Here is a 23,172-nt window from a genome sequence, read left to right as displayed (position 1 = left end):
AACAGGGGGTTTTTTTATGCAGGGAAAAAAGAAGCATCATAGGTGCAGAAGCTCTGTTGCGCTGGCAGATCGTAACCTGGTAACTGCAACAATAGCGATGGCCCATAGCCTGGGGCTGCGTGTTGTTGCTGAAGGCGTTGAAACCCGCGAGCAACTCGGTCTTTTAGAGGAACTTGGGTGTGACATTGCACAAGGTTTTTACTTCAGTAAACCCATACCGGCCAAAGAGCTGGCCAGTTTCAAGTACACAGAAAATCCATGATAGTGCTGAATGGTTGAATTAAGCCATTGAAATGTCGATCTTCACCTTCAGTTAATTAATCCGGGCCACCAAGTGGCCCGAAAAACCAACGGTTCAGCTCAAGATGTTGGCCTATGCAGTTGGCGAGGAGTCGTCATACCGTTTGCACGGCTAACCGGCAACTACCTCAGATTTATAACTGTACCGTCTTCTTTGGTAATACTACGGGCGTATACTTCCGGGCGGAAGGCATTGATCAGGTCGTTATCAACCATACCCTCAACCGTAACTGTATCCCCCGTACTCACACTCATCGGATTCCTCCAGCCAATGTACACCAGCACGGAACCCGTATCATCTTGCAACCGGAACTCGTCTTCGTCGGTAATTCGAATAACCTCTCCCTTAATGGTAACGGAAATTCCGCGTTCAATAGCAGAAATAGGAGTAACGGAATCGGCCACAGCGTGGCTGGCAGGGAAGGCAAACATCAACGCGATCGGCAATATGGCATGGCGTATTTTCATAATTCACCTCGGGCGATTAAAGTGTACTTACACTCTATTGACTCAGCCCTTAACAGGCAGTTCCCGAAACCGCTTTACATTGAAAATATGTAACCTTTCAAATCATGCGCACTTGCAACCAGATCGTTGCTCACCGCTGCCAGACCGCCCCTGTTGCGTCTGCGTGTTCCAGGAATTCATAACGGCCAACTATCGCCTCAATTCGATGCGGCATTGTTTTTAGGGAGACTTATTCAGAGTCTCCCTAAAGACCGCTATTGTTATTCGGCAGTCAGCAGCATCTTGATAGCTTTCTCCTTCGCTGCTTCGCTGAATATATCGTAGGCTTTTTCGATTTCGTCGAGTTTGAAGCGGTGAGTGACCAGGTCCTCGGGCTTCACGCCGCCACTCTCGACCACTTTCATCAGCACCGGAATGGTGTCTGTGTTCACCAGGCCAGTGCGTAGAGTGATGTTCTTGATCCACAAATCCTGCAGTTTGAACTCAACGCTCTTGCCGTGTACGCCTATGTTGGCCACGTGGCCGCCTGCGCGCACAATACTCTGGCAGATATCAAAGGTTTCGGGAATACCTACTGCCTCCATGGCCACGTCTACGCCTTCGCCATTGGTCATCTTTTTGATAGCTTCAACTGGATCCCGGGCAATGGTGTCTGTGGCGCCGAGCATTTTGGCCATAGCCAGGCGATTCTCGTCCGGGTCGATCATGATGATCCGGGCTGGAGAATAGAAACGCGAGGTCATCAATGCCGCCAGTCCGATAGGGCCCGCGCCGACGATGGCCACCGTATCACCAAGTTTCACCTCTCCGTTCAGGGCGCCAATTTCGTGCCCTGTCGGTAAGATATCGCTGAGCATTACAGCCGCGGCGCGGTCCATCTCATCGGGAAGCAGGTACAGACTGTTATCTGCATGGGGGATGCGCACGTACTCCGCCTGGGTTCCGTCAATCAGGTGACCGAGTATCCAGCCACCGTCACGGCAATGGGCATAAATGCCGCGTTTGCAATAGTCGCAGCGACCGCAGGAAGTGACACAGGAAATCAGCACTTCATCGCCAACCTTGATGTTGCTTACGCCGTCACCTACCTCTTCCACAACCCCCAGGCCTTCGTGCCCCAGAATGCGACCCGGTGTTACCGCAGGCACATCGCCTTTCAATATGTGCAGATCGGTGCCGCAAATGGTTGTATGCGTTATGCGAACCACCGCATCCGTGGATTTCTCGATTGCCGGTTTGGGTTTGTCTTCCCAGCTGCGTTTGCCGGGACCGTGAAATACCAATGCTTTCATGACACTTCCTCCGTTGACGGTTCAAAACTGCCAATATCAGGTACTGCTCCTTCAAGAATGCACGGGCTGCATTCAGCGTCCTTGATTCACGTCAATATCGTGTTCGTTGGGTCTTCGGGCTCAAAATGAGGTTCATCATTCATTCGTTGCAAAAAAGATAGTGACTAATTACTATCTAATTCAGATATTCTTTTAAGAGAAAACCTCATGGCTCTGCGGCAGTTCAGTAACAGAAAGTTGTTGGCGTTGGTCGGCTTTGTTGGCGGGATTTTGCTGATTGTGCTTCTTGTTTTTTTGCGTGAGAGGCCAGCGCACAATGAGTCGAATACTGCACCTATGCCGCTGACCGTTATTGAAGTTCAGCCCATGCCTTTTGTCCTCACCGCGCGGGGTTTTGGAATTACGCGCCCGGTACAAACCTGGCAGGCTGTGGCCAACGTTGCCGGCCGGGTTGTTGAGCGCCATCCAGAGCTGAACAGCGGAACTTTGCTGCCAGCAGGTGCCTTGCTGATCGCGCTGGATCCGGGGCGTTACCAGTTGGCGATTGCCGAGACGGAAGCCGAACTGGCTTCTCTGGCGGCTGAGCAAGCTCAGCTTGATGCAGAAACACAAAATACCCGCCAGCTGCTGCAGCTGGAAAGCGAACGGCTAGAGTTGTCTGAAGGCGAGTTGGGTCGTATCGAGCGTCTTCTGAAAACCGGTGCTGTATCTCGTTCACGGCTTGATGAGCAGCGACGCGCAACGCTGTCGCAGCGCCAACTTGTGCAGTCGTTGGAGAATCAGCTCTCGTTGTTGCCTTCAAAACAGCAATATCTTGACGCCCAGATACAGCGCGCTCATACGCGCCTTGAGCAGGGGCGCCAGGATCTCGAAGATACCCGGTTTATTGCCCCCTATGATCTGCGTATCCGTACTGTTGATGTAGAAGAACATCAATACGCAGCCTTGGGGCAACCGCTGTTTCTTGCGGACGGAATCGAGCAGGCCGAAGTAGAAGCTCAGGTGCCATTGTCCATGTTGCGCAGGCTTATGACAGCGGTTTCGAGGCCAGTTGATTCGCAGTCAGGTGCACTGGATATTACCGAGAGGTTTGATTTTTCAGCGATCCGAAGTGAAGTGGAGCTAACCGGTTTCCCATCCGTGCGCTGGCCTGCAAGCGTCAGCAGGGTGGCTAGTGGTCTGGATCCTGGCACACGCAGCGGGCGAGTAATTGTTACAGTTGAAAAGCCATACAGTCTTGCAAGCGTTCCTGAACGTCCTGCATTTCAACGCGATATGCATGTGCAGGTCAGGTTTTTCGCCCCGAGCCCGAGGCCCTTGCTGGCTGTGCCGGCTTCGGCAGTGCATCAGGGCGAAGTATATCTGCTGGGCAATGATAACTTACTCCAGCGGCGCCCCGTTGTTGTGGTTTTTGAGCAGAATGGCCTTGCAGTAATTGAAAGTGGACTGGCGACCGGCGAGCTGTTAATCACGGATGACCCTGTGCCTGCGATCGCAGGCATGAAAGTTGTGCCACATCGTGATGCGGTTCTCGAGCAACACCTGCAACAACTTGCGCTGGGTGCTGCGCAATGATCCGCTGGTTTGCAGGCCACCCGACAGCGGCAAACCTGCTGCTGATATTATTATTGGCGGCGGGGTTATTTGCTGCACCGAATCTGAAGCGTGAAACCTTTCCGGATTATCGCCCTGTTGAAATAAGTATCGACGTTGTCTATCGCGGTGCCAGTGCTGCCGACGTGGAAGATGCAGTCTGTCGGCGTTTATACGATGCCGTCAAAGGTGTTGATTACCTCGACGAGATAGAGTGCGTTGCGCAGGACAATCTTGCCCGCGCTACTGTCTCTATGGAAGCTGCCGGGGATTCCATTCGTTTTCTGAGTGATATCGATACTGAGGTTAATGCGCTCACCGACCTGCCGGCGCGAGCAGAAAGACCGGTGGTGCGGGAACTGCACCGAAGCGATCTGGTAGCGGCGGTGGCCGTGCATGGCGATTTGGCACCGAACCGCCTTGAAGACTATGCGTTGCAGCTGGAAGAACGCATCATGGCGCTGCCCGGTGTTGCTCAGGTAACTCTGCAAGGACTTTCACAACGCCAGTGGCAGGTGGAGATACCGCGGGCATCGCTGGCTCAGTATCAATTGTCTGCCAGTGATCTGGCGATACGGCTAAGGCAGCAGAGCATTGATGTTCCCCTGGGGACTCTGGAGACTCCTGATCGCGACATCTTGCTGCGCTTTACCGACCAGAGGCGAAGCTTGCAGGAGCTGGCGGATCTGGTGGTGGTATCAGGAAGCGGCGGGGGCGAGCTTACTCTCGGCCAGATCGCAACGCTGCGGGAAACCGGAGAACAGCCCGAGGCGCTGGTCTATTTCAACGACCAGCGAGCGGTCGTCCTGGAGGTCAGCAAAACGCTCCGTGATGATTCATTGAATGTGCTGGAGGAGCTTACAGCGTTAGTAAATGCCGAGCGTCAGCGTATCGATGGGCCACTGCAGCTGACTATGACCCAGAATATGACCAGCATCGTTCGCGATCGCCTGCAAATGCTGGTAAGTAACGGTATAGCGGGATTGGCTTTGCTGATCGTGGTGATGGGATTGTTCTTCCGTCCACGCCTTGCTCTTTGGGCTGTACTCGGCTTGCCCATAGCGTTTGCAGGCGCCTTTTTCGTGATGAGCCTGAGCGGATTGTCGTTAAACATGATCACCCTGGTTGCCTTGTTGATGGCGATTGGCATCGTTATGGATGATGCCGTGGTGATAGCCGATAACATTGCAGTACAGGCCCGTGGTGGTGCTTCGCCGCTGGAAGCCGTAGTGGAGGGCACTCGGCAGGTCTTACCCGGAGTTGTGTCGTCTTTCCTGACAACTGTGTGGGTATTTGCGCCGCTGGCCTTTCTTGTTGGCGAGTTGGGGGCGGTTCTTAAAGTGTTGCCGGTGGTGTTGATTGCTGCTTTGTTCGCGAGTCTTATCGAGGCACTCTGGATTTTGCCGCACCATCTCAAGGGCAGTGTTTTGTCGTTGCAGGCGAGCACTCAATCCCGTTTTCGCACAGCCTTTGACCACCACTTCGGTCTCTTTCAGGAGCGCGTCGGCAGGCTCGCCGACAAAGCGGTGCGCTGGCGTTATGGGGTGTTGGGTGGAGTGTTATTCATTTTGCTGGGTACAGCTGGTTTTATGGCTGGAGGCCATGTAAGCACAGAAGCCATGCCTGATCTTGACGGCGATACATTGGAGGCCCGGATTCTGTTGCCTCAGGGTACGCCCCTGGCACACACAGAGCGCGCTGCCGGGCAGGTTTCGGATGCCATGTGGCATCTGAACGAAATCTTTACGCCGGATCAGCCCGATGAGGCGCCTCTGGTTGATGCTATCCAGGTGCGCTTTAACTACAACCCCAGTGCACGTGAGGCAGGCGCTCATGTTGCTACAGTGATGGTCGATCTGTTGAGCGCAGAGCTCCGGACCATGAACCTGGATGAGCTTACGGTTGCCTGGCGCAACGAGATAGGCGATATCCCGGGGCTTTCAAGCCTGATTATTCAGGAGCCTGGCTTCGGTCCGGCGGGCATACCCATTGAGGTTCGGCTACAGGGTCCGGATCTGGCTGACCTCAAGGCTGCCTCGCTGGACGTAAGCGATTACCTGGCGGGTTATGAGGCCGTCTACAACATTATCGACGATTTACGCCCTGGCAAACCTCAGCGAACCTTTACGCTGACAGACGGTGCGCTGGCCGCAGGATTAACCGCTGAAATGGTCGCCTCGCAGTTGCGCGCGGCATTTCTCGGGGAAGTTGTCGATACGCAGCGAATTGGCCGGCGCGATGTGGATATTCTGGTGCGTCAATCTCAAGGCGATAGAGACGGCCTGGACGACCTTGCAGACCAGACAATCCTGATGCCTGATGGGCGCCAGATGCCTTTGGAAGTTGTAGTCGATATTCACGACCAGCGCGACTGGGCCATGATCACTCGCGTTGGTGGCCAGCGTACGGTTACGGTTCAGGCCAATGTGAATGCAAGTAAGGCGAGCGCTCAGGCGGTTGTTAATGATATGCGCGGCCAATGGCTGGCAGGATTAGAGCAACGCCACCCGAATGTTGCCATCACCTTTGAGGGCCAGGTGGCGCGTTCTGCAGAAACCGGCGGGTCCATTGCTCGAGGGCTGATGATTGGTTTGCTTGGTGTATTTGTGATTCTGTCTTTCCAGTTCCGAAGCTATTCCGAGCCACTTATCGTTATGCTGGCTATTCCGTTGGCTTTTGTCGGCGCGCTTTGGGGGCACGTTTTGCTGGGCTGGTACATCTCCATGCCGTCTATGATCGGTGCCGCCTCTCTGGCCGGCATAGTGGTAAACGATTCCATACTGCTGGTTCAGTTCATCAAGGAAAACCGACGCAAAGGTTTGAGCGCAATCGTTGCAGCTGGGCAGGCCAGTCGTGACCGGCTACGTGCCATCCTGATTACATCCACTACTACCATAGCCGGGTTACTGCCCTTGCTGGCAGAAACCAGCGTGCAGTCTGCGGCCATCAAGCCTCTGGTGATTTCCGTGGTATTTGGCCTGTTGGCGACGACCGTACTGGTGCTGGTCATGATCCCGGCGGTCTATGTGTTGTTCGATGATTGGGGCTGGACCGCCAACGAGCCTGCAGAAACCGAATAGTCTGTAATGTTTATGAGAGGGTGTGATGGAAAAGACAAGACAAAAGAACCTTCCAGCCGATGAGCGCCGCAACGTTACCGTTGAGGCAGTGATTGATCTCGCCGCGACGACCAACCCTGGTGACATAACGACGGCGGCAATCGCCAAACATATGAAGTTGACGCAGGGAGCTCTGTTCCGGCATTTCCCGAATAAAGAGGCCATCTGGCAGGCGGTCATGAAATGGGTTGCCGAACGCCTGATGTCAAGGATCGAGAAAGCTGCGGACGGAGTGGATTCGCCCCTTGAAGCAATGGAAGCCATGTTTATGGCCCACATTGCGTTTGTCTCTGAGCACCCAGGGGCGCCTCGTATGCTGTTTGGTGAGCTTCAGGGCGCCAAGGCAACACCGGCGAAACGTCTGGCTCATGCGTTGCTTAAACAGTATGCAGAACGCCTGAATACGTTAATAGAAACAGCGAAATCCCGCAGTGAGTTGCCCGCGAATCTGGATAACCACGCCGCGGCCATACTGTTTATTGGCACCATCCAAGGATTGATCATGCAGTCGCTGATTTCGGGCGATATGGAGCAGATGCGCCGGGACGCCCCGGGTGTATTTGCCATATACCGGCGCGGAATTACCTGTGCGGATCCGGAAAAACGAGGAGAGCTCTGAAGCGAGGAGAGCAATCATGTCGCGTAAAATTTCCACTGCTATTGTTCTGGCCGTTCTGGCGGTATTTCTGGGTTACGCTATCTGGAAGGTGCTACTGGCATCGGACAACCTGCCACCCGATGGTTTTGCCCGCGGTAATGGGCGGATTGAAGCAGACCTGATTGACGTTTCCACTCGCCTGGCAGCCCGGGTTTCGGACATTGCAGTGCGTGAGGGTGATCTGGTCCGGCCAGGCGACCTTTTGGCCGTAATGGATACTAACGAACTCGTAGCGCAGCAAAAACGGGCGCAGGCTGCGGTGGCCAGCGCCGAGGCCGCTGTGGATGTGGCGAACGCCGGAATCACTCAGGCTAAAGCCAAGCTGGCTTTGGCGCAAAGCAATCTGGCTCGAGCGGAAACCTTGAGCAAACGCGGTGTCGTAACCCGTGAAGAACTGGATATCCGGCGGATGGAAGCCAAGGTGGCCGAGTCCGTATTGGTTGCAGGGGATGCTGAAGCGGTTGCGAAACAGCGGGCGGTTGATGCGGAAAATGCCGCTTTGCAGGAAATTGAGGCTCGCATTGCCGACAGCACGCTTTATTCAACGCAGGCGGGGCGGGTGCTCTATCGTCTTGCCCAGCCCGGAGAAGTATTGGGTAGCGGTGGCAAGGTGCTGACGCTGGTCAGCCTTGGCGACGTCTATATGGAGTTTTTCTTGCCTGCCAATGCAGCGCCAAAAGTACGATTGGGGGATGAGGCCCGGATTGTGGCTGACATCATGCCGGATATGGCGATACCGGCGGTGGTGAGCTTTGTCGCGCCACAGGCGCAGTTCACGCCAAAACAGGTTGAGACTCTGGATGAGCGGGAGAGCCTGATGTTCCGCGTCCGTGTGCGCATTCCTCCTGAGATGGTTGCTGTCCGGCTTGCACAGGTAAAAACCGGTGTGCGCGGCGAGGCCTGGGTTCGGTTAGTGCAAGCGGATGGAACCTTGCCTGACTGGCCGGAAGGGTTGACGCCACCCGTGGCTAACGTTCTGCCTGCACCAAACAGCCCGGCGGGCACGATCGGCGAGGTACCTGGGGACTCTGAAAAATGATTGTCACAGACCGGTCTCATACGCCGGTTGCACGCGTGGCTGACGTGAGTCATCACTATGGCAAGGTGTGTGCGCTCAATGATGTAACCCTGGAGTTGCCCGCCGGGCGTATGGTCGGTTTGATCGGGCCGGATGGCGTGGGTAAATCCACCCTGATGGGGTTGATCGCCGGTGCCAAACGCCTGCAGACCGGGCACATTGAAGCACTGGGCGGCGATATGGCGAAAAAACGCCATCGGACCGATGCCGGGAGTCGGATCGCTTTTATGCCCCAGGGGCTCGGGCGCAATCTGTATCATGATCTTACCCTGCAAGAGAATCTCGATTTCTTCGGCAAACTGTTCGGGCTGAACAAATCCGAGCGGAAGGCGCGGATTGCGCGGTTGACGCAGGCAACAGGCCTGGACCCGTTTATGAACCGCCCCGCTGGAAAGCTCTCGGGTGGTATGAAGCAGAAGCTGGGACTCTGCGCAGCGCTGATTCACGATCCGGATTTCCTGTTGCTCGACGAACCGACAACCGGGGTGGACCCGCTGTCACGAAGTCAGTTCTGGGATCTGATCGATACCATCCGCGCCGATCGTCCGCAGATGAGTGTTCTTGTCTCAACCGCCTATATGGAAGAGGCCGCACGTTTTGAGCATCTGGTCGCGATGAACGACGGGCGTATCCTGGCCGCTGGAAGCCCGGAAGAGTTGCTGGCCCAGACTGGCACAGAGACGGTCGAAGCGGCCTATGTGACACTGCTGGGCGGCAAGCCTGCGACGATTCCTGAGAGTTACGAGGCTACCGACGCGCCAGTTGCAACCAAAGGAAAGGCAGAACCGCCGGCCATCAGGGCCCATAACCTGACCAAGCGATTCGGCGATTTTACGGCTGTGGACTCCGTAAGTTTCGAGATCGCGCGGGGTGAGATTTTCGGGTTCCTCGGGTCGAACGGTTGCGGCAAAACCACCACCATGAAAATGCTGACCGGTCTTACACCGGCAACCGGGGGTGAAGCCTGGATTTTCGGTGAGCCGGTGGATGCGCAGAATCTCGACGCACGTCGGCAGGTTGGTTTTATGTCCCAGTCGTTTTCCCTTTATGGCGAACTTACGGTGCGTGAGAACTTGCTTTTGCACGCGCGTCTGTTTCACCTGGGCCGAGCTCTGACCGCTGAGCGGATGGAGGAGCTGGTTCCACGTTTCGGGCTCGAATCCTATCTTGATCAGGGGGCCGCATCATTGCCCCTGGGTGTGCGGCAACGCCTTTCTCTGGCGGTGGCGGTTATTCATGCCCCTGCGATTCTGATTCTGGACGAACCAACCTCCGGCGTTGATCCGCAGGCACGGGATGTGTTCTGGGACATGTTGCTGGAGCTTGCGCATCGGGATGGAGTCACGATTTTTATCTCGACCCATTTTATGGACGAGGGCATGCGTTGTGACCGGATTTCATTGATGCACGCGGGCAAGGTGCTGGTGTCGGATGCACCCGCAGCGCTGATCGAGGCACGGGGCGCTGAAACACTGGAAGAGGCCTTCATAGCGTATATGCTTGATGCCTCGTTGCCAACGCAGCCGGCTCAGCTGCAGGCGGTAACTGAAGACGAACACTTGCTTGGCAGGAATGATGTGGATGAGCCGGACCCAATCGCGTCACGCTTCAGCTTGCAACGCATGTTGGCCTTCACCACACGAGAGGCGATGCAGGTAAGGCGGGACCCTGTGCGGCTGGTATTCTCGTTCGTTGGCAGCGCTCTGCTTTTGCTTATTATGTCTTTTGGTATTTCACAGGAAGTGCGCAATATTCCGTTCGCCGTGTTGGATCTGGACCAAAGCCCGGAAAGCCGGGCCTATCTTTCAGGATTTGAGGATTCTCAATGGTTTCTGAAACGACCGGCTATCAGCAGTGTGGAAGAGCTCGAGCAGCGTCTTAAAAGCGGTGAGCTGGCATTGGCAATCCAGATACCGCCAGATTTTGGAAGATCGGTGCGTGGAACCGGAATAAACGAAATAGCCGCGCTGATTGACGGCGCAGATACCAACCGGGCGGGCACCGTGGAAAGCTACGTGAAGGGCGCTCACGCTCACATAATGGGTATTGACGCGCAATCTGCACTGGCGCTGGAAGACCTGATGACACCCCGATCACCGGATGCGGCCGCGCCGGCAACCCTGGTTCCGCGATTTCACTACAATCCTGCGATGGAAAGCCTGCCTTCCATCGGCCCGTCAATCCCACCACTTTTGTTGTTACTTTTCCCGGCAATCCTGATGGCGGTCAGCGTGGCACGGGAAAAAGAAATCGGCACAATCACCAATTTTTACGTTACACCCACCAGCCGCGCCGAATTCCTGATCGGAAAACAACTGGTTTATATCGTCATCACGCTTTTGAACTTTGTGATCCTGACGGCGTTGCTGGTAACGGTTCTGGGCATTCCGCTCAAGGGCGCTCCGCTTGCATTGGTGCTGGGCGCCTTGCTTTACGCTGTTGCCGCAACAGGGTACGGCCTGATCGTATCGATGATCGCTAAAACCCAGGTGACGGCCGTCTTTGCGGCAGCCATTCTTTCGGTTATGCCGACCCTGCAGTTTTCCGGAATGATAGCCCCGGTGTCCTCGCTGGAGGGGGCGGCGCAGGTTGTCGGCACCTTCTGGCCAACAACCTGGTACATGGGGGTCAGTGTGGGCACCTTTACCAAGGGGCTGGGCCTGTCGGAGCTGTCAGGGCACCTCTGGCGTCTCGCCGCTTTCGGACCGGTTCTGACCGGGCTGGCCGTGCTCGCTTTGCGTAAGCAGGAGAAGTAAGCATGAAGCGTCTTGCCAATACCTTCTGGCTAGCAGGCAAGGAACTGAAAAGCGTTCTTGGCGACCCGGTGATGGTTATCCTGATTCTGTGGTCTTTCGTGATCGCTGTCATTCTTGAGGCCAGTGGGGCGGGCGATACGGTCTACAATGCGGCGATTGCCATTGTCGATGAAGATCAATCGTCGCTTAGCCGGCAAGTAACGGATGCTTTGGGACCGCCCTGGTTTCAGCCTCCCGTTACTATTTCAGCGGATCAGGTGGCAGCAGAGATGGATGCCGGGCGTATCATGTTTGTGCTCAGCTTTCCGCCGCAATTTGAAGCCGACGTAATCGCGGGCCTGGCGCCCGCCGCGCAGCTTGAGGTAGACGCAACGGCCGTTTCACAAGCTCAGCTCGGCACGGATTACATTTCCAATATTCTGATTTCCGAAAGCCGTGCCTTTCTGTCAGGTACTCCTGAGACTCCTGAGCCCGCACTGAAGCTTGAGTTACGCCGGGCTTTCAACCCCAATGGAAATCCTGTCTGGTTCAAGGCAGTGTCTTCGTTGCTTAATCAATTGTCGCTTCTGACCATCGCTTTGACGGGCGCGGCGATGCTGCGTGAGCGAGAGCAGGGCACCATCGAGCATCTGATGGTCATGCCACTCACGCCGCTCGAAATTGCACTTTCCAAAGTTCTGGCCAACGTTGTTGTGGTGCTGGGAGCATTCACCTTGTCGCTTGTTTTGGTCGTGCAAGAGATTCTGCATGTGCCTGTGGCCGGATCTATACCATTGTTGCTGGCGGGCACGACCGTGTATTTGGCTGCCGCTGCTGCCATCGGAATGTTCCTCGGCACTATGGCGCGCAGCATGGCTCAATTTGCACTGTTAGTGATCATGGTGATCATCCCCATTATCATGCTTTCCGGTGGTATGGGGGCGATCGAAAGCCAGCCTGATATTGTCCAGCGTTTAACGCTGGCACTGCCTTCGCGACACTTTCTCGCGTTTGCCAAAGCCGTGGTGTTCCGCGGTGCTGGCCCCGACAACGTATGGTTCGAGTTGTCGATGATGGCCGGGTTGGGCATCGGATTTTTCGCAGCGAGTCTGGCGCTGTTCCGCAGGTCCATGAGCCTTTCCGGTTAGCAAGAGGCTCGCCCGGCGCCCAGGAAAACTATTCAGTGGAGTGACCCCATTCCTGAGGAACTGACTGCTCTTTCAGACCCTCGAATCGATCCGTCACATAGCGGCTGTGGCAAGCTACACAGGATTCGGTCATACGATTGAAGGTTTCGGCCTGGGCCTGGGTATCCTGCTGCTTCCCCGCCTCAGCCAGCTCCGCTGCCAACTGGTGGAAATACTGGTCCATCTGCAGAAATTCCTTTGGCACCGCCGATTTCAGATCTTGCTTGTCCTGCTTGGTAAGGGACTGTTTGAGGATGAAGCTGTCGTGGATGGCTTGTCCTTTCTGCGCTACCTCATCATGCCTGCCCTGGATGATGGCGCTGTAGGTCGCCTTCATCGCTGTCTCAATCTCGATCATCTCCTTTGCCAACAGTCCCCGTAGTTTCTCCGTCAGATCGGGTCCCACGGGTTCTGCAGCAATGACGGCTCCATTAAGTACCAGACTGCCCAGCAGAGCAGCGGCTGCGACCATTCTAAATTGTCTTCCACGGCTTCGTAACGGGGCGCTCATCAAGGTATTGCTGATCGCTATCGCATGTTTACTCATGTTTGTACTCCTCGCTTTCCGGTTGAGATGTCTTCTTCAACGTCGCTCATAAAAATGCTTGATGAAGGGTTCACGGAAATTCTGGTGACATCTCAGACAGCTTAGCTGCAAATTTCAAAGCGCAGTGCGATCGAACGCCAAGGCGTGATGGCCGAGGTGTTCGTCAAACTGCTCCACGCCAGCCGGAACGAACCACCGCGCCCGTGTATGCAACACGACCGAGATTTCCGGCGTTCCTGAGATCGGCTGCTTGGTAAAAAAAGCGAACAATGGTATTTTCGTGGCGCTTCTTGGTGTACCCAGTGTCGTATTTGTATAGGGCGCTATCAGCAGAGCCGCGTTTATGCCGGATATACAGAACATTGACGATTACTGGATGGCCCGGGCACTCACACTGGCCGCTCGTGGCGCTTCTGTGGATGAGGTTCCGGTTGGTGCCGTTGTAGTTCGTGATGGCAAAGAGCTGGGTACAGGCTTTAATGTGCCAATTACCGGGTGTGACCCCACCGCCCACGCTGAAATATGCGCACTGCGTGATGCGGCAGCGAGGGCAGGTAATTACCGGCTTACCGGAGCGACCCTTTACGTAACCCTCGAACCCTGCACAATGTGCGTTGGCGCAATTGTGCACAGCCGTATCAGCCGACTGGTTTACGGTGCCCGTGAGCCCAAGGCGGGTGCCATTGAATCGGCCCGTCGCACACTGGATGAGCCCCACCTTAATTGGCAAGTAGACGTGGTGGGTGGCATCCTGCAGGATGACTGCAGCCAGATCATCAGTAATTTTTTCAGCCGCCGACGGGCAGAAATCCGGCAGCGGCGCAAACAGAATTCAGGGAAGGAGTAGTTCTGCATGAAAGTACTAGTGACCGGCGGGGCCGGGTACATTGGCAGCCATGTAGTGCGCCAGTTGGCAGCGGCCGGGCACGATATCGTTGTATTCGATAATCTTTCGACCGGTTATCGTTGGGCTGTAACCGCCGGTGAGCTGGTTATCGGCGATCTGGCGAACGAAGCCGAGATTGATCAGGTTTTCTCAAATCATCAGTTTGAGGCGGTATTGCACTTTGCGGCCAATATCGTGGTGCCGGAATCTGTTACCAACCCTCTAAAGTACTACAGCAATAACACCCGTAATACGCTGAACCTGCTCAAAGCTGTCGACAGGTACAAGGTCCCGTATATGGTTTTTTCATCAACCGCTGCGGTTTATGGAATGCCGGAGCAGACGGTTCTCACCGAAGACCTTCCTCTTGCGCCAATTAATCCTTACGGTGCATCCAAGATGATGAGCGAGCGCATGATCACGGATCTCGCCGCAGCTTCCGGTCTCAATTATGTTGTGCTGCGTTATTTCAATGTGGCTGGGGCTAACCCGGATGGTTTGCTTGGGCAGGCGACGCCGGAAGCGACGCACCTTATCAAGGTGGCCTGTGAGTGCGTAACCGGGCAGCGCGACGGCATGAGTATATTCGGTACGGATTACGACACCAGCGACGGCACCTGTGTGCGCGATTATATTCATGTGGAAGATCTCGCCAGTGCCCACGTTATGGCGCTTGAATATATGGCCAATGGCGGTGAATCCAGAATCATGAACTGCGGCTATGGTCGTGGCTTCACTGTGCGTGAAGTGATCGACGTTGTGCGCAAACAATCCGGTGTCGACTTCCCGGTGACTGAAGTAGGCCGCCGCGCTGGTGATCCGGCTGCGCTCATGGCAGATAATGCTCTCATTAAAAAGACCCTGGGCTGGCAGCCTGCCTATGACGATCTCGAAACGATTGTCGGCACCGCGTTGGCCTGGGAAGCAATCTGGCAAAAGAAGAAAGCTGAAGCTGGCCAGTAAGACTTAATTTTAAACCTATGATATGTCGGGATTTAACGGATGAAAATTACGATTTTTGGTACCGGTTATGTTGGGCTTGTTACCGGAGCCTGCCTGGCCGATGTTGGGCATGACGTACTCTGCATGGACGTTGATCAGGCAAAGATCGACAAACTGAAAAATGGTCATATCCCTATTTATGAGCCAGGGCTTGAGGATATCGTAAAACACACCGTTGAGGCCGGGCGCCTGGCATTTACCACGGATGCGCAGGAAGCGGTAAAGCACGGCACACTCCAGTTCATCGCAGTGGGCACGCCGCCGGACGAAGACGGCTCTGCAGATTTGCAGTATGTCACCGCCGTAGCCAGGTCTATCGGGCAGTACATGGACGACTATAAAGTCGTCGTGGACAAGTCCACCGTGCCGGTTGGTACAGGTGACAAGGTCAAAGCTGCCGTTCGGGCCCAGCTCGACAGCCGTGGTCTGGAACTTGAGTTTGATGTGGTCTCCAACCCGGAATTTTTGAAAGAAGGGGCGGCGATCAACGATTTCATGAAGCCGGATCGCATCATTATCGGTACCGACAGCGATAAAGCGGCAGATGTGCTTCGCGAAGTTTACTACCCGTTCAACCGCAACCACGATCGTATGATCTTTATGGATATCCGGTCTGCGGAGCTGACCAAGTACGCGGCCAACTCCATGCTGGCGACTAAAATCAGTTTCATGAATGAGATTGCCAACCTGTCTGAGCGACTGGGTGCCGATATTGAAGCGGTGCGCCGCGGCATGGGTTCGGATCCGCGTATTGGTTATCACTTTATATACCCGGGGTGCGGTTACGGCGGTTCCTGCTTCCCGAAAGACGTGCAGGCTTTGGCACGCACGGCGGCCGACTGCGGTTACGATGCGCGTTTGTTGAATGCCGTAGAAGCTGTCAACTACGCTCAGAAGCACGTTCTATTTGACAAGATCAGCCACTATTTTGGCGGTGATCTGAAGGGCAAGGTCGTAGCAATCTGGGGGCTGGCGTTCAAGCCAAATACCGATGACATGCGCGAAGCTTCAGCGCGCACATTGATGGAAGATCTCTGGAAAGCCGGCGCTACCGTTCAGGCTTTTGATCCGGAAGCCATGGAAGAGACTCAGCGTATATACGGCGACCACGAAGGCCTGGCGCTGTGTGGCACCAAAGAGCAGGCGCTTCGGGGCGCAGATGTGCTGGCGATCTGTACTGAGTGGAAAGAGTTCCGCTCACCGGATTTTGCAGCGATCGCGTCAGCATTACGCGAGCCTGTTGTGTTCGATGGCCGTAACCTTTACGAACCTGAAATGCTGGAGCGTCACGAGCTGATTTACTACGCCATCGGGCGTGGCCGTAACCAGTTTCATTCCTTATAAATCAGGGCAGGGCGCGACGATGACTCAAGGGCAGGAATACACACTTCACGAGCGGCTAGCGGCAGATACCATCAGCCTTGGCCGCAGCAGCCTGTGTGAAATCCGGCTGATGAACGATCAGACCTGGCCTTGGGTGTTGCTGGTGCCGGCACTTGCCGGCATTCGCGAAATCTACGAGTTAAGCCCGGAGCAGCAACATCGGTTGATGCAGGAATCCTCTGCGCTCAGTCGTGGCATGATGGAAGTATTCGGTGGCGACAAGATGAACGTCGCGGCGCTCGGAAACATGGTGCCCCAGTTGCACCTGCATCACATTGTCCGTTTCGAGGGTGATCCGGCCTGGCCTGGCCCTGTGTGGGGTAAGCAGCCACCCGTTCCTTATGATGAAAATCGGCTGGCGGAGGTCAGGGGGTCTCTGGTGCCGGTGCTTTCAGAGCTGGGTGTTTGCTGAGTAATTAAGCCCGCTGATGCCGGTTACCGAATCGATGCGTGCTTGGCCATCATCTGGGAGCCGATCAGAATCATCCGGAGCTCGGTTTTCAGTTTGGCTTTCAGCTCATCCCGTTCTTTTGGTGTGGCATCCAGTGCTTCCGCCCCCTGGTTGAATACCAGCGTGACCATCGCTTCGGCTACCACCCGCGCATCAGACAAAGGCTTATGCTGCTCCTCGGCGAAACGCCTCAGGTCATCAGCAAGCTCTGTTACGAAATGATCAATTTCAGCTTTGATGGCCGTTCTGAAGGGTTTGGAGCCGCCGGTACGTTCCCGGAGCATCAGGCGGAATACGTTGGCGTTGTTGCCAAGATACTCCATGAAAGTCTCTACTGAGGTGGAGATGGCGCTGCCATCCCGTGCAATCCTTTTGCGTGCCTGGCGCATCAGTTGCCGCAGGGCGACGCCGCCTTCGTCGACCAGCACCAGTCCCAGCTCATCAAGATCTGCAAAATGACGATAAAACGACGTTGGCGCGATTCCAGCCTCTCGCGCAACCTCGCGCAGGCTCAGGCTCCCGAAACCACGATCCGCGCTTAGCTGACCGAGTGCTGCGTCCATCAGTGTGCGCCGGGTGATGAGTTTCTGCTCGGCTCTGGTTGACAAGGTAGCGGCTCCAATGACAAATGAATGCAGCATTCTATCGATCTGCTTACTGCTAGTCACCAGAGCCCTTTTACTCCGGGCCAAACACGCCTGATTTCCGGCGCCAATATGTTTATAATGATGGGCTTTTCCAGTATGGTTCCTTCCATATTTGGCGGGCAAGAACAAAGTTAACGGCAAGCGGGCGTATGGCCTTCCGAAACCGTGCGGAGCCATGGATGGCGGAGCCGAGCGTACACGGACGTATTCACAGCGCGTTTCGGAAGGCCATACGCCCGCTTGCCTGGCAGACTTATCAGACAATTACGTAAACATCAGACACTACGGGAACCGGTATGCGCAGTCATTATTGCGGTGGGATCAACGAATCTCACATTGATCAGGAAGTTACACTTTGCGGATGGGTACACCGCCGCCGTGACCATGGTGGGGTTATCTTCCTGGATCTGCGCGATCGGGACGGTATTGCGCAAGTCGTGGTAGACCCGGACACCGAGGAGAGCTTTGCGCTGGCAGAGAAAGTACGCAGCGAGTATGTGGTGAAAGTCACTGGCCTTGTGCGTCGTCGTCCTGCCGGTACAGAGAATAACAACATGTCCACAGGGCAGGTTGAACTGCTCGGTAAAGAAGTCACCATCCTGAACGCCGCCGCTACACCTCCGTTCCCGTTGGATGAACATGTAGATGTAGGTGAAGATGTTCGCCTGCGCTACCGCTTTGTCGATCTTCGTCGCCCGGAAATGCTGAACCGTTTGCGCTTCCGCTCGCGTGTGACCAGCTACATCCGCAATTACCTGGACGGCAACGGTTTCATGGATGTGGAAACACCCATTCTGACCCGTGCGACGCCTGAAGGTGCGCGGGACTATCTGGTGCCAAGCCGTACCCATGAGGGCTCTTTCTTCGCGCTTCCGCAATCGCCCCAGCTGTTCAAGCAAATGCTGATGGTGTCGGGCGTGGATCGTTACTACCAGATTGCCAAGTGCTTCCGTGATGAAGACTTGCGAGCGGATCGCCAGCCTGAATTTACCCAGGTGGATATCGAGGCGTCGTTCATTAATGAAGAAGACCTGATGAGCCTGAATGAGGACATGATTCGTTCTCTGTTCAAGGATGTCATGGATGTCGAGCTGCCCGCATTTCCGCGCATGCCTTATTCCGAGGCCATGGATCGCTTCGGCAGTGATAAGCCGGATCTGCGTATTCCTCTGGAGCTTCAGGACGTGGGTGATCTGGTCGCCGGCGTGGATTTCAAAGTGTTTGCCGGGCCAGCCAGGGATCCCAAAGGCCGCGTAGCAGCGCTGTGTGTACCCCAGGGTGGCACGCTCAGCCGCAAGCAGATTGATGAGTACACAAAGTTTGTGGGTATCTACGGAGCTAAAGGTCTGGCCTACATCAAGGTAAATGACCTTGCCAAAGGCGTTGAAGGTTTGCAGTCGCCCATCGTCAAGTTTCTGGGTGATGACGTCGCCATGGCCGTTATCGAGCGCACCGGAGCAAAGGACGGTGATATCGTATTCTTTGGCGCCGACAAGACCACGGTCGTCAACGAAGCCCTGGGCGCATTGCGTATCAAGGTCGGCCACGACCTGAACCTGCTGACCTGCGACTGGGCTCCGATGTGGGTTGTTGATTTCCCAATGTTTGAAGAACTGCCAGACGGCGGCCTTACCGCGATTCATCACCCGTTCACTGCACCGAGTTGCAGCCCGGAAGAGCTGGCGGCCAACCCGGCAACGGCCTTGTCCCGAGCTTACGACATGGTCCTGAACGGCACCGAGCTGGGTGGCGGCTCCATTCGTATTCACAGCGATAAAATGCAGCAGGAAGTGTTCCGCATTCTGGGTATCGGTGAGGAAGAGTCCCGTGCCAAGTTCGGGTTCCTGCTCGATGCGCTCAAGTTCGGTTGCCCGCCCCACGGGGGTCTGGCATTCGGCCTGGATCGCCTGATTATGCTGATGACCGGCTCCAGCTCGATTCGCGATGTGATTGCTTTCCCGAAAACCCAGAGTGCTACCTGTCTGATGACTCAGGCGCCGGGTGAAGTGGATGAGAAGCAGCTGCGTGAACTGCACATCCGCCTTCGCAAGTCAGCCAAAGCGGTTGAAGGTAACTCGTCGGCTGCTGGCGAACAATAAGCGGGGCGCTGACAGGTCAATAAAAGGGCACTGATGTGGCGATTATTCTGGGTGTCGATCCCGGCTCAAGGATCACCGGTTACGGTATTGTCCGTGTTGAGGGCAGGCACATAGAATATATCGATAGCGGGTGCATCCGCGTGGGCGAAAAACCCATGGCGGAGCGCCTGCGAATCATTTTTCAGAGCCTGGTAAGCCTGATCGGCGAATACCGGCCCCAGGAATTTGCCATTGAGCAGGTTTTTATGGCGCGCAACCCCGATTCAGCACTCAAGCTCGGGCAGGCTCGTGGTGCCGCCATCGTTGGTGCTGCCACCAGCGGGCTTGAGGTGTATGAGTACTCCGCACGGCAGGTCAAGCAGGCCGTGGTAGGCAAAGGCAGTGCCGACAAATCTCAGGTACAGCACATGGTTCAGGTGTTGCTGTCACTCTCCCGAAAACCCCAGGCTGACGCCGCTGATGCCCTGGCAATTGCGTTGTGTCATGCGCACATGAATCAAAGCATCCTGAGAGTAGCCGGTGTTGCGGGCAAGGCACGCAGCGGGCGTGTGCGACAACAATAAACTGCTCTGCGGAGCGGCAGGAGGCAATCCTTGATAGGTCGTATCCGAGGCATTCTGGTCGAAAAAACACCCGGGCAGGCGCTGGTTGAATGCAGCGGCCTGGGTTACGAAGTAGAAATCCCGTACACCACGTTTTTTCACCTGCCAGAACCCGGGCAGGAGGTTACCCTTCATACACATTTTGTGGTTCGCGAAGATGCCCAGAGCCTTTTCGGCTTTGCCTCGCGTCTTGATCGCGACCTTTTCCGGTTGCTGATAAAAGTAAATGGCGTGGGCCCCAAGCTGGCCGCCGGCATTCTGTCCGGCCTGGATGCCCAGCAGTTTATTCGCTGTGTCGAAGGGCGTGATATCAACTCTCTGGTCAAACTCCCGGGTGTCGGCAAGAAGACAGCCGAGCGTTTACTGATTGAGATGGCAGACCGCATCAAGCAGCTGGAAGGCCATTTTGCACCTGTGCCTGCTGGCACGGCCGGCTCGATCACGGATTCCCCTCAGCTGGCAATGGCCTCCCACAACCCGGAAGACGAAGCAGAGGCTGCGCTCATAGCACTTGGTTACAAACCCCAGGAGGCTGCGCGGGCAATCAGCAAGGTGGCAGAAGAGGGCATGTCCAGCGAAGCTCTGATTCGTCTTGCACTGAGAAACATGATCCCTGCATGATGACATGACTTTAATGTGTCGCTTATGTAGCGCCAAACCTGTAGAGAGCGTAACGTGACACGCGCAGGGCTGTTTGTACAATTGGTGCACTTCTGGCTTTAAGTGGCAATCTATTGATTCCCGATAAACGGAAAAGTAAATGATTGAATCCGACCGACTGATCTCAGCCCGGGCCGGTGACAACGAAGAGGTTCAGGATCGCGCTATCCGGCCCGCGTTGCTCTCCGAGTATGTGGGACAGCCTGCGGTGCGGGAGCAGATGGACATCTTTATTTCAGCAGCCCGGGGTCGCCGGGAAGCGCTGGATCATGTCCTTATTTTCGGGCCGCCCGGGCTTGGTAAAACCACGCTTGCCAATATCATTGCCAATGAAATGGGTGTGGCGATAAAGACCACTTCCGGCCCGGTTCTCGAGAAAGCCGGTGATCTGGCCGCAATGCTCACTAATCTTGAAGAGAACGACGTTCTTTTTATTGATGAAATACACCGGCTCAGCGCCGTGGTAGAAGAAATACTGTACCCGGCGATGGAAGACTATCAGCTGGATATCATGATCGGCGAAGGTCCGGCAGCACGTTCGATCAAGCTGGACTTACCACCTTTTACCCTGGTCGGAGCAACCACACGGGCAGGTTTGCTTACGTCTCCACTGCGGGATCGCTTTGGCATCGTGCAGCGCCTGGAATTCTACAACACGGCGGATCTCACCCATATCATCGCACGTTCCGCACGGCTTTCAGGTGTCGATATTGATGAAGAGGGCGCTTATGAGATAGCGCGTCGCTCACGCGGGACGCCCCGGATAGCCAACCGCCTGTTACGTCGCGTAAGAGACTATGCGGAAGTGCGGGCCGACGGGCACATCAGCGCAGGTATTGCGGATCAGGCTCTGAACATGCTGAAGGTGGACAGCGAGGGTTTTGACCACATGGACAGGCGCATGCTGTTGGCGATGATTGAGAAGTTTGATGGCGGTCCGGTTGGCGTTGAAAGCCTGGCAGCGGCAATCAGCGAGGAGCGCGGCACCATTGAAGATGTCCTTGAACCTTTTCTGATTCAGCAGGGATTCATGATGCGCACACCCCGCGGTCGTATGGTGACCTCTCACGCTTATCAGCATTTTGGTATTGTGAGGGAGAGTACAAACGCAGAAGGAGGTCCTGTTGATCAATCGTGAAGAGTCAGCAGCGTTTGGCTGGCCCGTCCGGGTTTATATTGAAGATACAGACGCCGGTGGTATTGTTTTTCATGCCCGCTATCTGCACTACATGGAACGTGCCCGCACAGAGTGGGTTCGCAGTTGCGGAATCGGGCTCAGGGCAGGTTTGGCGGACAACATAAGTTATGTTGTACAACGTTTGTCGATTCATTATGTCGCGCCGGCAAAGCTTGATGATGAGCTAGTCGTAACGGCGGAACCTGTGGCCTTTGGCCGGGTCTGGATGGAATTCAGGCAAAGGGTCTTGCGGGTGCATGATCAGAAAATGTTGTGCGAAGCGGATGTAAAAGTAGCGTGTATAGCCCTCGACAGCGGGCGGCCAATGCGTCTACCTGAAAATATGCGGGGTTTGCTCGAGCAGAGCAGGCCGCACCCTGAAACGGAACACCAAACAAGCCAGGAGTAAGCGGTGGATTCGGAATTATCAGTCTGGAGTCTGATCTCAAACGCCGGTGTGTTGGTACAGCTGGTCATGTTGTTGCTCGCAGCCGCATCGGTGGTGTCATGGGCGCTGATTTTTCAGCGCTATCAGGTATTTCGCAAAGCCCGACAGGCGCAGCTTGCGTTTGAGGAGCGCTTTTGGTCCGGTATGGACCTGGGGCAACTCTACCGGGAGGTGAATGCCGAACCGACACCCTTCTCTGGTATGGAATCGTTGTTCCGTGCGGGCTTCAAAGAGTTTTCCAGGCTGCGGCAGCAAAGCCGGGATGCCGATGCCGTTATGGAAGGCACCCAGCGAGCCATGCGTGTCGCATTTTCCCGCGAGCAGGAACGTCTGGAAGCCCATTTGCCGTTTCTGGCTACTGTGGGCTCGACCAGTCCGTATGTCGGCCTGTTTGGTACTGTCTGGGGCATCATGAATTCGTTTCGGGGGTTGGCACAGGTACAGCAGGCGACCCTGGCTACGGTGGCTCCAGGTATTTCAGAAGCGTTGATAGCAACCGCCATGGGTTTGTTCGCAGCGATTCCAGCAGTTATTGCCTATAACCGCTTCTCTACCAAGTCGGACGCACTTCTGAAGAACTACGAAACCTTTGCCGACGAGTTTTCCAGCATTCTGCATCGTCGTGTCCACAGCGCCGATAGGGGCGCACAGCAGTGAAGAGAGCAGTGACGAGAGCAATCATGCCAACCGTTAACAGCCGGAGTGCAGCGCTATGAAAGGTATGGGGATGATGCCCGAAAATCGGAAGAAGCCGATGTCGGAAATCAACGTCGTTCCATACATCGACGTGATGCTGGTGCTGTTGATTATTTTCATGGTCACGGCGCCCATGCTGACTCA

General features: G+C 55.4%; 22 protein-coding genes. 18 read left to right on the top strand and 4 right to left on the bottom strand.

Annotation, left to right across the window (positions count from 1 at the left end):
- Positions 1-16: 16 nt before the first annotated feature.
- Positions 17-262 carry an EAL domain-containing protein gene (locus ACN0RL_RS04115; protein WP_417513989.1) on the top strand — a complete coding sequence of 82 codons (246 nt, stop codon included), beginning with the start codon at positions 17-19 and terminating at the stop codon, positions 260-262.
- A gap of 161 nt (positions 263-423) precedes the next feature.
- Here the strand turns inward: ACN0RL_RS04115 and ACN0RL_RS04110 are convergent, their stop codons facing one another.
- The gene (locus tag ACN0RL_RS04110) at positions 424-768 is read right to left on the bottom strand and encodes a NirD/YgiW/YdeI family stress tolerance protein (RefSeq protein WP_417513987.1); all 345 of its coding nucleotides are present in this window, start codon (positions 766-768) and stop codon (positions 424-426) included.
- A 260-nt stretch (positions 769-1,028) separates the two neighbouring features.
- Positions 1,029-2,060 carry a zinc-dependent alcohol dehydrogenase family protein gene (locus tag ACN0RL_RS04105; protein WP_417513985.1) on the bottom strand — a complete coding sequence of 344 codons (1,032 nt, stop codon included), beginning with the start codon at positions 2,058-2,060 and terminating at the stop codon, positions 1,029-1,031.
- 207 nt (positions 2,061-2,267) lie between these two features.
- On the opposite strand from ACN0RL_RS04105, the gene ACN0RL_RS04100 reads away from it, so the two are divergent.
- Genes ACN0RL_RS04100 through ACN0RL_RS04075 form a run of 6 tightly spaced genes read left to right on the top strand, consistent with a single transcriptional unit; the run spans position 2,268 to position 12,391 of the window.
- Positions 2,268-3,635 carry an efflux RND transporter periplasmic adaptor subunit gene (locus ACN0RL_RS04100; RefSeq protein ID WP_417513983.1) on the top strand — a complete coding sequence of 456 codons (1,368 nt, stop codon included), beginning with the start codon at positions 2,268-2,270 and terminating at the stop codon, positions 3,633-3,635.
- Positions 3,632-6,733, top strand: coding sequence for an efflux RND transporter permease subunit (locus ACN0RL_RS04095; protein ID WP_417513981.1), 3,102 nt, complete (start codon positions 3,632-3,634; stop codon positions 6,731-6,733). The genes ACN0RL_RS04100 and ACN0RL_RS04095 overlap by 4 nt, the downstream gene beginning before the upstream one ends.
- Positions 6,734-6,758: 25 nt before the next feature.
- On the top strand, positions 6,759-7,391 hold the full coding sequence (locus tag ACN0RL_RS04090) for a TetR/AcrR family transcriptional regulator (RefSeq protein WP_417513979.1): 633 nt from the start codon (positions 6,759-6,761) through the stop codon (positions 7,389-7,391).
- Between the two features lie 16 nt (positions 7,392-7,407).
- Positions 7,408-8,469, top strand: coding sequence for an HlyD family secretion protein (locus tag ACN0RL_RS04085; protein ID WP_417513977.1), 1,062 nt, complete (start codon positions 7,408-7,410; stop codon positions 8,467-8,469).
- Entirely contained in the window at positions 8,466-11,264 is a 2,799-nt protein-coding gene (gene rbbA, locus ACN0RL_RS04080; RefSeq protein WP_417513975.1) for a ribosome-associated ATPase/putative transporter RbbA, read from the top strand. Before ACN0RL_RS04085 ends, rbbA begins: the two co-directional genes overlap by 4 nt.
- 2 nt (positions 11,265-11,266) lie before the next feature.
- Positions 11,267-12,391 (top strand): ABC transporter permease, encoded by a 1,125-nt coding sequence (locus ACN0RL_RS04075; RefSeq protein ID WP_417513973.1) that lies wholly within the window; start codon positions 11,267-11,269, stop codon positions 12,389-12,391.
- Between the two features lie 28 nt (positions 12,392-12,419).
- On the opposite strand, the gene ACN0RL_RS04070 is transcribed toward ACN0RL_RS04075, so the two are convergent.
- Positions 12,420-12,977 carry a hypothetical protein gene (locus tag ACN0RL_RS04070; protein WP_417513971.1) on the bottom strand — a complete coding sequence of 186 codons (558 nt, stop codon included), beginning with the start codon at positions 12,975-12,977 and terminating at the stop codon, positions 12,420-12,422.
- Positions 12,978-13,320: 343 nt separating this feature from the next.
- Between ACN0RL_RS04070 and tadA the strand changes: the two genes are divergently transcribed.
- The 4 genes from tadA to ACN0RL_RS04050 are packed head-to-tail and all read left to right on the top strand — an operon-like array spanning position 13,321 to position 16,660.
- On the top strand, positions 13,321-13,824 hold the full coding sequence (tadA, locus tag ACN0RL_RS04065) for a tRNA adenosine(34) deaminase TadA (protein WP_417513969.1): 504 nt from the start codon (positions 13,321-13,323) through the stop codon (positions 13,822-13,824).
- 6 nt (positions 13,825-13,830) lie between these two features.
- Positions 13,831-14,826, top strand: a complete 996-nt coding sequence (gene galE, locus ACN0RL_RS04060) for a UDP-glucose 4-epimerase GalE (protein WP_417513967.1) — start codon at positions 13,831-13,833, stop codon at positions 14,824-14,826.
- Positions 14,827-14,865: 39 nt separating this feature from the next.
- The gene (locus ACN0RL_RS04055) at positions 14,866-16,209 is read left to right on the top strand and encodes a UDP-glucose dehydrogenase family protein (protein WP_417513965.1); all 1,344 of its coding nucleotides are present in this window, start codon (positions 14,866-14,868) and stop codon (positions 16,207-16,209) included.
- Between the two features lie 19 nt (positions 16,210-16,228).
- Positions 16,229-16,660, top strand: coding sequence for an HIT domain-containing protein (locus ACN0RL_RS04050; RefSeq protein ID WP_417513963.1), 432 nt, complete (start codon positions 16,229-16,231; stop codon positions 16,658-16,660).
- A gap of 23 nt (positions 16,661-16,683) precedes the next feature.
- On the opposite strand, the gene fabR is transcribed toward ACN0RL_RS04050, so the two are convergent.
- The gene (gene fabR / locus ACN0RL_RS04045; RefSeq protein ID WP_417513961.1) at positions 16,684-17,307 is read right to left on the bottom strand and encodes an HTH-type transcriptional repressor FabR; all 624 of its coding nucleotides are present in this window, start codon (positions 17,305-17,307) and stop codon (positions 16,684-16,686) included.
- A gap of 335 nt (positions 17,308-17,642) precedes the next feature.
- Here fabR and aspS point away from each other — a divergent pair, with 335 nt between their 5' ends.
- The 7 genes from aspS to ACN0RL_RS04010 all read left to right on the top strand — a co-directional run.
- A complete protein-coding gene (gene aspS / locus ACN0RL_RS04040) occupies positions 17,643-19,445 on the top strand; it encodes an aspartate--tRNA ligase (protein ID WP_417513959.1) in 1,803 nt (600 codons plus the stop codon).
- Between the two features lie 35 nt (positions 19,446-19,480).
- The gene (ruvC, locus tag ACN0RL_RS04035) at positions 19,481-20,008 is read left to right on the top strand and encodes a crossover junction endodeoxyribonuclease RuvC (protein WP_417513957.1); all 528 of its coding nucleotides are present in this window, start codon (positions 19,481-19,483) and stop codon (positions 20,006-20,008) included.
- 30 nt (positions 20,009-20,038) lie between these two features.
- Entirely contained in the window at positions 20,039-20,668 is a 630-nt protein-coding gene (gene ruvA, locus ACN0RL_RS04030; RefSeq protein WP_417513955.1) for a Holliday junction branch migration protein RuvA, read from the top strand.
- Positions 20,669-20,807: 139 nt separating this feature from the next.
- Complete coding sequence (gene ruvB, locus ACN0RL_RS04025) at positions 20,808-21,845, top strand: Holliday junction branch migration DNA helicase RuvB (protein ID WP_417513953.1); 1,038 nt, start codon at positions 20,808-20,810, stop codon at positions 21,843-21,845.
- Entirely contained in the window at positions 21,832-22,293 is a 462-nt protein-coding gene (ybgC, locus tag ACN0RL_RS04020) for a tol-pal system-associated acyl-CoA thioesterase (protein ID WP_417513951.1), read from the top strand. The genes ruvB and ybgC overlap by 14 nt, the downstream gene beginning before the upstream one ends.
- A gap of 3 nt (positions 22,294-22,296) precedes the next feature.
- Positions 22,297-22,989 (top strand): protein TolQ, encoded by a 693-nt coding sequence (gene tolQ / locus ACN0RL_RS04015; RefSeq protein ID WP_417513949.1) that lies wholly within the window; start codon positions 22,297-22,299, stop codon positions 22,987-22,989.
- 55 nt (positions 22,990-23,044) lie between these two features.
- On the top strand, positions 23,045-23,172 hold a 128-nt coding region (locus tag ACN0RL_RS04010), incomplete at its 3' end, for a biopolymer transporter ExbD (RefSeq protein WP_417514392.1).

The organism is Marinobacter sp. (assembly GCF_048259445.1).
Taxonomy (GTDB): Bacteria; Pseudomonadota; Gammaproteobacteria; order Pseudomonadales; family Oleiphilaceae; genus Marinobacter.
Note: the sequence above shows the minus strand (reverse complement) of the source record. Positions and strands in the feature narration are given on the sequence as shown.